Source organism: Streptomyces sp. NBC_01707 (assembly GCF_041438805.1).
GTDB lineage: Bacteria > Actinomycetota > Actinomycetes > Streptomycetales > Streptomycetaceae > Streptomyces.
The window spans coordinates 9461566-9474913 of record NZ_CP109190.1 but is presented as its reverse complement, the minus strand read 5'-3'; the positions used below and the strand labels follow the sequence as shown (position 1 = coordinate 9474913).

Sequence of the window (13348 nt, the reverse complement as noted above, 5' to 3'; positions counted from 1 at the left end):
ACCGACGCTACCGACTGGAGCTGCGCAGACGACAGTTACTTCTGCCGGACCGACAACGGCACGTGGGCCACAGGAGTTCGTAGTTGCTCAAGTCAAGACTCACCGCGTCATGGTCACCCACCGGCGCCCCGCTCCCTGCCTGTTATTGGACCTGGAACCGCGTGTATGAACTTCAGCCCCCGGGGACACCTCGGGGAGGCCCGAACCGTCGCGGCTCAGGCCTCCCTGCTGTTCGGGGACTTGCAGGTCAAACGTGTTGCGCGGCCTGGGGTGTTGGTCCGCTGACGTGGAGTGTCAGATTGTTGGGCCAGCCGGCCCGGTTGGGTGAAGAGGTCCTCGAGGTCGGTGGGTGCGAACTTGATGCAGCCGTTGGAGCTGTAGTCGCCGGCGTGTGCCCTCAGCCTCTGCCCTTTTGCATCGCTCAATCGCCGTGCCCTGACCGGCCGCTGCCATCGTCACCCTCACCCTCAACAGCGATCACGGCGACATCGAAGATGAGGCCTACACAACGAGCACCGCGAGCATCGATCGGCGGATCGCCGGCGCCCGGAAACGTTCGCGGTCAACACTCCCGCGGCTTCTCTCCGTCGTAACACCAAGGCGCACTCCGTGAGCTTCTCGCACGCAAGTGAGCGGTGATGGGCGTCTCGGCAGAAACGGCACCTGTGGCGGTGGGTTGTCCCGTCCGACGGTCAATGCCGTTGAGGTGGGGGCCTGTCGGTGAGATCGGCTGCTCGGCCAAGGCCCCATGAGGCGGCACGTTACAGCGAGGTTAGGTATTAGTTCAAGTACTTTACATTTTCTCTTCAGAGATGGTCGGATTCGATCAATCGTCGACTCTGGAGGCAATGTGCGACTTCCCACTACCCGAAGATCCGCAGCGTCAGTTGCCGCTGTTCTTGTCGCTACCCTTATCACCCCCGCGACCGCCCACGGTGCCGCCCCTGCCCCCGGAACCCATGCGGCTCATGAGGGACACGGCGGCCCTCAGAGTGCGCCGCTCACGGTGACGCTGATCACGGGTGACAAGGTGACGGTGACTCAGGGCAATGGTCGTAGCCCTCTGGTGGACGTGGAGCGCGCACCGGGAGCCAAGGGGTCGGTTCGCGTCGCCACCGAGGGCGGTGACACCTTTGTGTACCCCGATGAGGCCATGCCCTACATCGCCTCCGGCCGACTCGACAAGCAACTCTTCAACGTCACACAGTTGGTGGCCCAGGACTACGACGACGCCCACACAGGCGCGCTCCCTCTGATCATCACCCGGTCCGATGGTGTGTCCGCCCACAAGAGCGGCGCGTCCGACGACGGACTGCCGTCCGCGGCCGCGCTGCCGGGGGCGAAGGCCACCCTGGGCCTTCCGTCCGTCCGCGGAGCGGCCGTCGAAGCCCAACGCTCGAAGGCCGCAGCCTTTTGGTCGGCCCTCACCGGCCTCAGCGGGCAGGACACCTCGCGGTCGACGGCGCGCACCGGTCCAGGCCCGGACAACGGCGCGGCCGCGCCGTCCTTCACCGCCGGTGTCGACAAGGTGTGGCTCGACGGCAAGGCGGAGGCGGCACTGGCCGACACCACGGCGCAGATCGGTGCCCCGCAGGCATGGGGGGCAGGGGGCACGGGTGCCGGGGTACGGGTCGCAGTACTGGACTCCGGGGCGGACACCACCCACCCGGACCTCGCCAAGCGCATCGTGGCGTCCCGCAGTTTCGTCGCCGGCGAGGACGTCATCGACCGGAACGGCCACGGAACGCACACCGCGTCCACCGTCGCCGGAACCGGCGCTGCCTCCGACGGCACGGAACGGGGTGTAGCTCCTGGCGCGGATCTGCTGGTGGGCAAGGTCCTCGGCGACAACGGATCAGGGCCCATCTCGGGGATCATCGCCGGCATGGAGTGGGCGGCGCGGACCGAGCACGCCAAGGTGATCAACATGAGTCTGGGCACGCCGGCGTGGCACACCCAAGACGATCCCCTGAGCCGGGCGGTCAACCAACTGAGTGCCGAGACGGGTGCGCTCTTCGTCATCGCCGCGGGCAACTCCGGGAACAGCTCCCACAGCGTGAGCGCGCCGGGAACCGCGGACGCCGCACTCACCGTTGGCGCGGTCGACTCGTCCGACCAACTCGCCCCGTTCTCCAGCGCCGGGCCACGCCTCATGGACGACGCCCTCAAGCCCGATCTGACAGCCCCCGGTGTGGACGTGCTGGCGGCGCGGTCGCAGTACATGGACGGCGGGGGTGAAGGCTACTACCGCACGGAGAGCGGCACCTCCATGGCGGCTCCCCATGTCGCCGGGGCGGCGGCCCTGCTGGCTCAGAAGCACCCGAAGTGGAGCGGACAGCAAATCAAGGACGCTCTGATGAGCACCAGCGCGCCGACCCCCGCCTATACCCCTTACCAGGCCGGCACCGGTCGCTTGGACGTCGCCGCCGCCTACCTGAAGGACCGGGTGATCGCGAGCGGATCGGTGGACGCGGGACTTGTGCGGTGGTCGGCGGACCAGAAGCGGAAGCCGGTCAAGCGGAAGATCACCTACACCAACACCACCGACCGCCCCATCACGTTGCAGCTCTCGGTGGACCGCGGAGACTCGCCCGCAGGGGTGTTCACGTCGGCCGCCGACCGCGTCACGGTACCCGCGCGCGGAACCTCGACGGTCGACCTCGTGGCGGACCCGAAGGACCTCGCGCCGGGCCAGTACGCGGCCCAGGTCACCGCACGCTCCGAGGCCGGTGCCGTGCACACGGCCGTGGGACTCTCCGTCGAGTCCGAGAAGTATGACCTGACCGTCCACCTGAAGGACCGATCCGGCAAGCCCGTCAGCGGCGACGTCGAGATCACAGGTGCCGACGGGAATACCACCATCATGTGGGCCCCGGACGGTACGCTCACCAGCCGCTGGGCCCCCGGCTCCTACACCGTCGTCTCCACACTGGACGTGGAAGGCCGCCACGGTCCGCACTCCCTCGGATACGCGGTACTGACCGTTCCCGAACTCGACCTGAGGTCCGACCGGCAGGTGGAACTCGACGCGTCGCGCATCCGCCGGATCAAGGTGGCCACCTCCAAGCCCACGGCCGTCACCACCAGCAGGATCGACCTCTTCCGCTCCTTCACCTCAAGTGAGCCCACACCCAGCGATGGGCAGGCTCTGCACCAGATCCTCCTGCCATCCGCCGAGTACGACAGCCTGTGGGCGCTTCCGTCCAAGGGCAAGGTGAAGAACGGCAGCTTCGTCTTCACCACCCGCATCCGTGCCAAGCAGACCCCACTGAAAATCACCTACGGCGGCCACAGCCTCGACGACACCCTGCTGGTGCAGCCGGGATCCGCTCAGTTCCGCGACGGCACCGCGCACGTCAACGCCGTCTTCGCCGGTACCGGCAAGCCCGCCGACTACGCCGGTCTGTCCGCCCGCGGCAAGGCGGTAGTCGTTCGCAGCGGCGGCGCCGTGGTCCCGACGGGCCAGGCAGCCGCGGCGCGCGCCGCGGGTGCGGCGATGCTCCTGGTGGTCAACGACGGCGACGGCCGCAGCAGCGACTGGTACGGCGACGCGGACGGAACGACGACCGGCCGGATCCCGGTCGCCTCGCTCACCATGGATGAGGGCGAGGATCTGATCAAGAGGATCGGGTCCGCAGGAAATTCCGGGACCAAGCTGGCAGTCGAAGCTCATCCCACACCGCAGTACTTGTACGACCTGGCCGATTACCACCGTGGCGGCGTGCCGGACGACCCCTCCGCGGCAACGGATCCCGGCAGCCTCGCCCGCATCGACAACGACTTCGCCCCGCCCCCCGGCAAGCAGGTCAAGGAGAGCCGGGAGGACAGCCCCTCGTACGAGTACTGGCCGGCCGCCTATCCCTATGCCGGCTACGGGATGACGCGCGTCCCGCCGTTCCCGAGGGAGCCGGTCGCCGCGGGGCACCGTACCGACTGGGTCTCCGCCGGAAACGGCGTCAAGTGGCAGCAGTACGCATCCATCGACGGCTGGTCCACCTTCACCGACGTCGTGAGCTACCGTCCGCGCAGCGTGCAGAGCGAACACTGGTTCGGGCCCATCACCCGGCCGCGCATGGTCAGCTTCGAGGTCCCGCACCGTTTCGACAACGCCATGGGCGGAATGATCGCCGGATTCGGCGACGGAGGATCCGCCCACAGTGGTGACACCGGCGTGATGTCGCGGAGCTTCTCGCTCCACCAGGGAGACAAACTCCTGATGCAGAACGGGGCACGGCCCGAGTTCGGAGTGGGCGACCTGGAACCGAAGAAACTCCCGTACCGGCTCGTCGTCGACACGAAGGGGAACACCGACTTCATTCCTTACTCCACCACCACGCACACCGAGTGGAGCTTCCTCTCCGGCACCGCCGACAACCAGGCCATCCCGCTGGCCCAACTCGACTACGGAACGGACCTGGACCTCGCGGGGCGCGCGAAGCGCAAGTCGGCCTTCTCCATCACGCCCGTCGTCCTCGGCAGTGACGCCGCGAAGGACGCGATCTCCTCCCTCGAGCTCGAGGTCTCCTACGACGATGGGGCGTCCTGGCGGCCGCAGGACCTGAAGGAGAACAAGGGCACCTGGCAGACGACCGTCAACGCGCCCTCCCGGGCTGGTTACGTGTCCATCCGGGTCACCGCCAAGCAGCGCAACGGCGGCGGCATCACCCAGACCATCACCCGGGCCTTCGGCCTCAAGTGACCGTCGAGAGCAGCCGGCGCCCCACGCCTTCGATGGCACCGGGCACCGGCTGCTCTGCCGGATCCCCTTGGTGTCTCACGTGGCAAGTTTCGCGAGCTTCTTGTAGCAGGTCAGGGCAGTGGCCATGGCCAGGCCTCGGCTCTGCCGGTCGTTGCGGACCGCGTACGGGATCTTGAGACCACGAGCAACCCATGGCAGGCTCGTGCCGCATGATCGATGAATTCGCGAAAGACAACCTGCACGGGAGACTGCGGCGGGACCGCAAGGCGCTGCTCTGGAAACTCGACGGCCTGTCCGAATACGACGCCCGCCGACCTTTGACAGCGACCGGGACCAACCTCCTCGGCCTGGTCAAACACGTGGCCACCGTCGAGGCCAGGTACTTCGGCGAGATCTTCGACCGCCCTTCCCCGGAACCGCTGCCCCGGTGGCAGGACTCCGACGGCAGCGATCAGTGGGCGACCGAGGACGAGACCCGCGATCAGATCATCGGGTTCTACCGGCGCACGTGGGAACACTCGGACGCGACGATCAACGAGCTTCCCCTCGACGCCCCCGGCCACGTGCCATGGTGGCCGGAGCCTTATCCCTACACGAACCTGTTCGCCGTCATGGTCCATGTCCTCGGCGAGTCCATCAGGCATGCCGGGCACGCCGATATCCTCCGCGAGGGCCTCGACGGCCGGACCGGGCTGCGCGCCGAACACGAGAAACAGATCGACGAGGAAGCCCGTGCAGCCTACTGCGCGAAGATCGAGCAGGCAGCCAGGTCGGCCGCACCAATCAAGGCTTAGGGGTTGCCTCACGTGACTTGATGTTCGTGCGGCATGATGCCGGTCGTGGGTGCTGATCTATCGAAGCGTCTGGTTCCTGATGAACTCTGGGAGCCGGCCGCCCCGTTGCTGCCGTCCTTCGCTACGAGTCCCGTGCCGGGATAGCCGCCGTCGGCGATTGTGAGTGCCCTGCCGATGGCGGCCTTGGCGCCGGATTCCTTCCACGTCTTGCAGTCATTGCGGTTCCCGAGCAGCGGTTGGCCGACCATGACGACGAGCCGGTGTCGGCGTCGATGACGACCTGGTGGTTGGTGGAGTTCCGGTAGTTCTTGGACTGCTTGGCGATGGTGTGGCGGGTGGGCACCAGGGTGCCGTCCACGATGAGCACGGTGTCCTTGGCGAACCGCTTGCGGGGCTGAAGCGCGAGCATCGGTCCGAGATGGTAGATCACGCGGGCCACCGCGGATTTCGACAGCCCGAGCAACGGCGCGAGCTGGCGCATCGTCAGGTTGGTGCGCCAGTACGCCGCGACCAGTAGCGCCCGGTCCTCCAGGGGCAGGCCCCACGGCCGCCCCTTGCGGACCGCGTCCGCACCCTCGCGCCACAGCACGGGCCTCTCACCGGGCCCGGTCGCAGCTCGACCACCGGCACCCCGCATCGGCGCTGGGTGGATCCTCCGTCGGCCGGAGACCCTCACCGAGATCGAGCACCTTCGGCTCAAGGCCGTTCGGGTCCACTGCCGCGAACTCGATGCTCTCACCGGCCACGTCCGGTCTTTCGGTCAGATGCTCGCCGAGCGCCAGGGCGAACGGCTGCCGCAGTGGCTCGACGCCGTCCGGTGAGACGACCTCCCCCGCCTCCACACCCTTGCGGCGGGCATCGACCGTGACCTCGATGCGGTCATTGCCGGCCTCACGCTGCCCTGGAGCTCCGGCGTCGTCGAAGGGCACGTCAATCGGATCAAGATGCTCAAGCGCCAGATATTCGGCCGGGCAGGCTTCGCTCTACTGCGGAAGAGGGTTCTTCTGGCCAGCCGACTACAGCCACCCATAGGGTGACGGAAACGAGAGCAGATCCCCCATGGATCCCCGCATACCCCGCCTGCGTCGCAAGCTGGCCACGATCCCTTTCCAACCACTGTGCAGCCACTCGTGGCGGAAGGAGATCTTGGCGCTGGAGATCGTCCAAGACGATGACGATTCAGTCCCCGAAGATGAGGCTGGACGGTGCTGCGAGCGATTCGTCGAGTTCGCAGATCTGGTTGAAGAGTGGCCGAAGCTGCAGAGTTGGTGGCATCGCTGAATGCCGTGCACTACTTCGGGGGCGCATCAAGCTGTCGACGGTGCGGTTGAACGGTTCCCCGAGTTCGACCTGGCATGGGGAACGGCAGATGCCGCACCCCGATACTTCCGTCAAGTGCTACAGACCGACCAGCAGTGCGGCCAATTCGCCTCGCCCGCTCGACTGGTGCAGATCACTGACTTGGCCGTCACCGACTTCGACGACCCGCCACACCCCGTCCGAGCGAAGGGCCACATCGGTTGTGACGAACCGGCACCCCAGGCGCTGCACTGCAGGCTCGATGTGATCAAGGTTGGGCACCAGCCCGCGCCCAAACGGGCTGTCCGGATGGGGCGTCAGCAGCCTGGGTTCACCATCCACCCACCACACGCGCACTTCAGCCGCGACGGACTCAAGCTTCGAGAACACCTCGAAGGCGCGGAGAACGACTCCGCCGGCCAGGAACTCCTCCTGCAGCTCTACAAAGCGCTGCACGACCCGTGTCAGCTCCACGACGTCGGCGAGATCGGGAATGAAGCACGCCTGCTCCCACTCGTGCTTGCGGGATTTGACGTAGTCCTTCACGATTCCCGAGCCTGGAAGCAGAGGCTCGGCAAGAGCAGCCAGCTCGTCGGCGGTCAACATCTCACCGGGTTCGGTGCGGCGCCACACGCTCTCGGGCGTGATGTCGACGAACATCGGATACCAGCCCGGCAGTTCGTGAGCGGTCCGGTATTGCTCCGGTGTGACCAGCAACTCGGTGCCGCGTCGGCTCAGCGCCTCAGCCAACGCGGCATATCGATCGCTGGGAAGCATCCAGCCTCGGTACCAGGCGTTTCCAAGCCCAGCCGGTACTTGTGCAACAGCCTGCTGCGCGTCGCCCTGCAACAGCGCGTCGTGGTCGATCAGCCCGACTGCCCCGCCAAAGGCACGCACCTCCTGTGCTTCCGGTGCGAAGTGTTCGTCTACACATCGGGGTTTCAACGAATCACGGCAGTACAGGACAGGCATCGGCATGACCGACACGCTACGGAACCTCCAGCTCTCGGGCCACAGGTTTCGCGCTGCCAGGCACGGCACCGTGCCAAGTGCAGAGAAGCGCGTTCGCCTCCTGCGGCCAGGAAGCCTTCTTCGAAGGCCACGTTCACGCACTGCGGACTTTGGGCGGGGCGCCGAGGACCAATGTCCGTCACAACAACCTGAAAGCCGCCGTTGCCAGGGTGCCGGGGCAAGGCCGGGAAGAGTCGAGGCTGACCGGTGGATCGCGTTCCGTTCGCACCTCGGCATCGAAAGCTTCTACTGCCGGCCCGGCATCGAAGGCGCCCACGAGAAGGGCGGGGTCGAAGGGATGATCGGCTACTTCCGCCGCAATCACTTCGTTCCCGTCCCTTCTCTGCGCGAAAGCGATTCCAGAGGTCCTGCCTGTAACTGCTGGGGGCAGGGGCGGACCAAATTGGCTTGTGCCACGAACACAGCTCGCCCTAAGGTCAGATCACTTCGACGACACGTTCCCCAGAAACACGCCGCAGAGCGGGAGCGTCCCACCTCGCTGAGGTGCCGAAGGGGCGGCAGCAGTCTTTGTCGACCCTTCCTTTCGGAGGTCTCCTTCATGAATGTCGGTATCGGCCTACCCATCGGCGACCCGACCACCCTGCTCACCTGGGCCCGGCGCGCCGACGCCGGGCCCTTCAGCACACTCGGCCTGCTCGACCGGCTCGTGTACCACAACCCCGAACCCCTGGTCGCGCTCGCCATCCTCGCGGGCGCTACCTCCCGCATCCGCGTCCAGACCGAAGTGCTGCTCGCCCCGCTGCGCGATACCTCTCTCCTCGCCAAGCAGGCCGCCACCTTGGACCGTATGACCGGTGGCCGCCTGGTCCTCGGCCTGGGCATCGGCGGCCGGGACGACGACCACCAGGTCACGGGGATCGACAAGCGCACCCGAGGCCGACGCCTCGACGAGCAGATGGCGGTGATGCGCCGCCTCTGGTCCGGCGAGCCGTACCGCGACGGCGTCGGCCCGATCGGACCCGCGCCAGCCCGGCCCGGCGGCCCCGAGGTGCTCTTCGGTGGCTTCAAGCCCGTCGCGCTCGAACGCGTTGCTCGCTGGGGGGACGGCTTCCTCGCAGCCGCGGCGCCCTCGTGGGCGGGCGGCCTGTTCGACACCGTCCGCACCTTCTGGAAGGAGTACGGCCGCGACGGCGAACCGCGCATTGTCGCGCAGATCAATGTCGCCCTCGGCCCTCAAGACGTGATCGACGACGCCCAGGCCAACATGCACGCGTACTACACCTTCACCGGCATGGCCGACCAGATGGTCGCCGGATTGCTCACCACACCCACTGAGATCCGCGATGCGATCGCCCGCTTCGCCGACCTCGGCGCCGACGAAGTCATGCTCTACTGCTACGGCCTCGACCCGAACCAGGTAGACCGCCTCGCCGATGTCCTGTGACGGCTTGAGCGCGCACGGCCGGGCGGTCGCCGGGCTGGTGGCCGAAGAATGCCGGGCCACTTACGTGGGTGCTCGGCACTCCCGATCGCGCCCGTCTCGTCGAGTACAGCGTGGGTCGGATCCCCGGACAGTCCCGCTCGAGTGACCCCCACCGGCACCCGAGCCTGACCGCGCATGGACTTCACCGGATGCCGGTATAGCGCCGTCACAGTTCCCGTAGAGATCAGCTACGGCGTTCCCCGCCGCCCTCAAGCCACATCGATGATGCCACGCAATCGGTCCAACCCGGAGCTTGTCGTCATGGCTGCTTCAGGAAACACTGAAGCCCGGCGACCGGACCGGTATCTCCGACGTCGACGCCGACGACAGTCTCACCTCCGACCAGCGCGCCGAGCGCGGTGACTACGTGCGTGGGCTGCGCGGCTCAGAGTCCCCCCGGAAAGCCCCGGTAGGAGAGGGTGTTCGGCGTGCGGAGCAGGGCATCGGTCGGTAGCCCCTTGGCTACCCGATGAGGCCGAGCCAGTGGCGGTACACGGAGGCGAAGGGTTCGATGCCATCACCACCGCGACGGCTCGCCTCCATCAACCACGCGCAGGTCCGCCGGGCCTCGTCGATGACGCTATCGGTATAGCCATAGCGCACTTGGTGTTGGGCAAACTCGTCCTCGTCCTCGACATGGACCTCGCCGGCACGAGGCCGCACGACATCGAGATCGAGGTCCACCGTGCGCACGACGGTCCCGTCCGCGTTCCACTCAGACACCGTGCACACGTCGCAATACATCTCGGGGCCCGGGTCCACACAGAACGTGGCCGTCCACCACTCACCGCGCGGGACCAACATCACGTACGCGAACCGGCTTCTCCAGCCGCCCGTATCCGAACTGATAGGGACACCCTGAGCCGTGCCCAGCCACACGCCGTGCTCGTCCTCACCGAGCCGGGTAGCAGTCCACTGGGCGCTCAGGCTGCCGTCGTACTTCCGGATGTCGACCAGCACGGAGGTGCTCTCTGTGATCACACCAAGACGCTAACCCGACGGTGGTCTCATCTTCCTGTCGTCGACATCCCGCCCAGCGCGGCGGCACCGGAACAACGCCCCTTACTGGCGCGGTGTGGCCTACCTGCCGAACCGACCTAAGGGCTGTCCCGCAAATGATCGGTGCAGGGTTCCTATCCTCCTCACCTCGTTCACCTCTGAAGTCGGTGCTGAGGAGGGTGTCCTGGAGGTCTGGGGCGTCGGCGAAGGCTGTTGGTGCTCGTGTCTGTCGGTGTCGACCACCGGGAACCGCTGCTCGTGTTCCAACTCCTCGGCTGCCCCGTACGACCACGCGCCCTACTGCCCCGCAACTGAGCATGAAGCGAAACATCCATCCGCTGGTTCACGCCCTCGTCTCGGTTCGGTGACGGGGCGGGACCGGCTTGGTGAGGGGCCGTACGTTGTATCGACATGAGACCCCGTATCGCCGTGATCGGCAGCGGCCCCGCCGGCCTTACCTTCGCCCGCGTCCTGCACCGTCATGGTCACCCTGTCACCGTCCTCGAACGCGATCCCGCCCGCGACGCCCGCCCAGCGGGCGGCACGCTGGACCTGCACGAGGGGCTGGGCCAGCTGGCGCTGGAGAAGGCGGGGGTGCTGGCGGAGTTCCAGGCGCTGTCCCGTCCCGAGGGGCAGGCCATGCGCATCCTGGACGCGGACGGGACCGTCCTCCGCGACTGGCAACCTCGTCCGGGTGACCGGGCCAACCCCGAAATCGACCGCGGGCAACTCCGTGACCTGTTGCTCGGGCCCCTGGACGTTCAGTGGGGGCGCGTCGTGACGGAGGTGGTGCCGGAGAGCCGGGATGGCGTGCTGGTCAATTTCGCGCACGGGCGACGGGAGACGTTCGACCTCGTGATCGGCGCGGACGGTGCATGGTCCCGGGTCCGCCCGGCGGTCTCGTCCGCGACGCCGCAGTACACCGGCGTCACCTTGGTCGAGACCTCACTGGACGACGTGGACACCCGCCACCCCGACCTCGCCCGGCTGGTCGGCGACGGTTCCGTGGCCGTGTACGGCGTGAACCGCGCGCTCGTCGCCCAGCGCAACAGCGGCGGCCACGTCAAGGTATACGCCCAGTTCCGCGTCCCACTGGACTGGCACACGACCCCGGACCGGCATGTGGGCCTCAACCAGCACGCGGGCCTTGGCCTGGCCGACGTCGAGGCCGTGCGATCAAGCCTGCTGGCTCTGTTCGACGGCTGGGCCGCTCCCGTCCTCGACCTCCTCCGCCACGGCACAGCTTTCGTCCACCGCCCCCTCTACGCCCTTCCCGTGTCCCACACCTGGGCCCACGTCTCCGGGGTGACGCTACTGGGCGACGCCGCCCACCTGATGCCCCCATTGGGGGCCGGCGCGAACCTCGCGATGCTGGAAGGCGCCGAACTCGCCGAGTCCATTGCCGCGGCCCCCGGCCCTGGAGATCTGGACGAGGCCGTCCGCGCCTTCGAGGAACAGATGTGGGCACGGGCCGGCAAGTGGGCGAACATCACGATGGCTGGTCTGGAACGCCTCGTGAGCACGGACCCCTCCGAAGCCCTCGCTCTCTTCGACGAGGTCCAGTCTTCCTGATTGCCGAGCGCGAGCGCATGGTCCAGTCCGCCGGTCCCTCGCCCCCGGACTGTCCCGGCGCGAATAGCGTTGCCTCTGGTGCCCCCAGGACCCGCAGGGCAGATCGACCGGCCCCTCCGTGCGCGGGTACGTCCTGGGGTTGCCTCCGTGGTGAGCGACCTGGCCGAGGCCGGTCCCAAGAACGCCGCTAGCGGTTGCCGGCCGTCGGTGTTCCGGCGGTCACAACCGGACCAAGTACGCACCCGGCGACGGCGCCGTCTGCCCAGGAATCATCTGTGGCTTCTCTGACCGATGGCTGTTCTCACCGCATGGCCGGCGCGCATTGCCAGACGACTTGTGGGGTTTCCTTTCACTTCACTGCGTACGGGTCGGCGGGAGTGCGGGTACGGCCCACACACGTAGCCCCGCGTCCGAAGTTTCCCTGCGCACGCCGCGCCCAACGCTGTGACCGAGGGGAAACGATGCGCACGACGCACGCATCCCTTCCCCCTGCCCTGGACACGGGTCCTGGCGGCCCAGTTGCCCGGTTCCTGTGCGGTGGGGGTGTCGTCGAGCACCTGCTGCACCGCAACATCACGGCATACGAACGGCGCTCGGATACTCGTCAGCCCAATCGGCCCTCCGCTTGTCCGCAGCCCCCTTCGCTCTATGCCGTGTGGCGAGGGGCAGTTGCGGCTCCGCCAACGCGGATCCGTAGCGGCCGCAGGCCCGATCGAGGGCGGCTTCAAGGTCGCATGCTTTGTCGTCCCGAGTGCCGAGGCTGAGCTGGCGAACGGCCCGCTCGGCCGGGAACAGTTGTTCACTGCGGAGCGAGATTACGCGGGCGCGTTGGAGGCCGAGGAGGGCCAGGAGGTCACGGTGGCACCGAGGTCGGAGGTGCCAGTCGAAGACAGCGCTTCCGCGGCGTTGCCCGGTTGGGTCAGTGATCTGCAAGGGCGTTCTCTGAGTCCACGACCTGCGCCAGCAATCCGTAGTACTGACTGGTGCGGCTCTCGAAGTCCGCCCGTGCTGACAGGCCGAGGTTCCGGTCGTCTGGCACGCGCAGCATGCTCAAGTACCCGGATGCGGGTTCGGCCTCAGTGAGGACCCGTTCGAACTCGCCGGCGAGTTCCTCGCCGGCGCGTGCGGTCTGGTGGACCTCGGCCCCGGCATCCAGCAGGACTTGCAGCGCGACGAGCAGGGCGACAGTGGGCGGTCCGGGGGCGACAGGATCGACGCGCACCGACAGGGTGGCCTCCATGTTGTCGGCGAGACGGCGGGCGGCGGTGTGGGCGTGTTCGGCCGAGCTGCGGTCCATGTCCATGTGCCCCAGACCCGACACTCCGGCGTCGAGTACATCGCGCGCGGTGCGGGCGCCGGCCGCCTCCACATCCCGCACCGCCCGACTGACCGACACTTCCTTGAACAGTCGCGCGACGGGGACAGCGCTCACCAAAACGCCGAGCGTCAGTACCCAACGAAAGAACGGCCGGTGCCGCATAATGTCTCCCCTCGCCCCTCGGCCGACCCCGCACCCCAACCGCTGCCTGG

9 protein-coding genes and 1 pseudogene are annotated in these 13348 nt (G+C 67.5%); 4 read left to right on the top strand and 6 right to left on the bottom strand.

Going from position 1 to position 13348, the window contains the following annotated elements; genetic code table 11:
* Window positions 1-1006 precede the first annotated feature (1006 nt).
* Both OG963_RS42350 and OG963_RS42345 read left to right on the top strand, forming a co-directional pair.
* Window positions 1007-4699 carry a S8 family serine peptidase gene (locus OG963_RS42350; protein ID WP_371800199.1) on the top strand — a complete coding sequence of 1231 codons (3693 nt, stop codon included), beginning with the start codon at window positions 1007-1009 and terminating at the stop codon, window positions 4697-4699.
* 209 nt (window positions 4700-4908) lie between these two features.
* Window positions 4909-5493 carry a DinB family protein gene (locus OG963_RS42345; RefSeq protein ID WP_371800198.1) on the top strand — a complete coding sequence of 195 codons (585 nt, stop codon included), beginning with the start codon at window positions 4909-4911 and terminating at the stop codon, window positions 5491-5493.
* A gap of 122 nt (window positions 5494-5615) precedes the next feature.
* Here the strand turns inward: OG963_RS42345 and OG963_RS42340 are convergent.
* The 3 genes and pseudogenes from OG963_RS42340 to OG963_RS42330 all read right to left on the bottom strand — a co-directional run.
* Window positions 5616-6130: pseudogene (locus OG963_RS42340) on the bottom strand (transposase family protein); the annotation flags it as partial.
* Window positions 6090-6422, bottom strand: coding sequence for a hypothetical protein (locus OG963_RS42335; RefSeq protein WP_371800197.1), 333 nt, complete (start codon window positions 6420-6422; stop codon window positions 6090-6092). The pseudogene OG963_RS42340 and the gene OG963_RS42335, both read right to left, overlap by 41 nt.
* 469 nt (window positions 6423-6891) lie before the next feature.
* Window positions 6892-7770, bottom strand: coding sequence for an ATP-grasp domain-containing protein (locus tag OG963_RS42330; protein ID WP_371800196.1), 879 nt, complete (start codon window positions 7768-7770; stop codon window positions 6892-6894).
* Window positions 7771-8362: 592 nt separating this feature from the next.
* Here OG963_RS42330 and OG963_RS42325 point away from each other — a divergent pair.
* Complete coding sequence (locus OG963_RS42325; protein ID WP_319740555.1) at window positions 8363-9208, top strand: LLM class flavin-dependent oxidoreductase; 846 nt, start codon at window positions 8363-8365, stop codon at window positions 9206-9208.
* On the opposite strand, the gene OG963_RS42320 is transcribed toward OG963_RS42325, so the two are convergent.
* Together OG963_RS42320 and OG963_RS42315 are read right to left on the bottom strand one after the other, a co-directional pair.
* The gene (locus tag OG963_RS42320; protein WP_319740554.1) at window positions 9160-9417 is read right to left on the bottom strand and encodes a hypothetical protein; all 258 of its coding nucleotides are present in this window, start codon (window positions 9415-9417) and stop codon (window positions 9160-9162) included. The genes OG963_RS42325 and OG963_RS42320 overlap by 49 nt on opposite strands.
* A gap of 292 nt (window positions 9418-9709) precedes the next feature.
* Window positions 9710-10207 (bottom strand): DUF402 domain-containing protein, encoded by a 498-nt coding sequence (locus tag OG963_RS42315; RefSeq protein ID WP_371800195.1) that lies wholly within the window; start codon window positions 10205-10207, stop codon window positions 9710-9712.
* Window positions 10208-10657: 450 nt separating this feature from the next.
* On the opposite strand from OG963_RS42315, the gene OG963_RS42310 reads away from it, so the two are divergent.
* Window positions 10658-11818, top strand: a complete 1161-nt coding sequence (locus OG963_RS42310) for an FAD-dependent oxidoreductase (RefSeq protein ID WP_371800194.1) — start codon at window positions 10658-10660, stop codon at window positions 11816-11818.
* A gap of 919 nt (window positions 11819-12737) precedes the next feature.
* On the opposite strand, the gene OG963_RS42305 is transcribed toward OG963_RS42310, so the two are convergent.
* Window positions 12738-13298 (bottom strand): hypothetical protein, encoded by a 561-nt coding sequence (locus OG963_RS42305; RefSeq protein WP_371800193.1) that lies wholly within the window; start codon window positions 13296-13298, stop codon window positions 12738-12740.
* Window positions 13299-13348 lie beyond the last annotated feature (50 nt).

Excerpts from the sequence above, each read along its gene's own strand:
- OG963_RS42330 (WP_371800196.1), bottom strand. The coding sequence starts at position 7,770 with ATGCCGATGCCTGTCCTGTACTGCCGTGATTCGTTGAAACCCCGATGT.
- OG963_RS42305 (WP_371800193.1), bottom strand. The coding sequence starts at position 13,298 with ATGCGGCACCGGCCGTTCTTTCGTTGGGTACTGACGCTCGGCGTTTTG.
- OG963_RS42345 (WP_371800198.1), top strand. The coding sequence starts at position 4,909 with ATGATCGATGAATTCGCGAAAGACAACCTGCACGGGAGACTGCGGCGG.
- OG963_RS42310 (WP_371800194.1), top strand. The coding sequence starts at position 10,658 with ATGAGACCCCGTATCGCCGTGATCGGCAGCGGCCCCGCCGGCCTTACC.
- OG963_RS42325 (WP_319740555.1), top strand. The coding sequence starts at position 8,363 with ATGAATGTCGGTATCGGCCTACCCATCGGCGACCCGACCACCCTGCTC.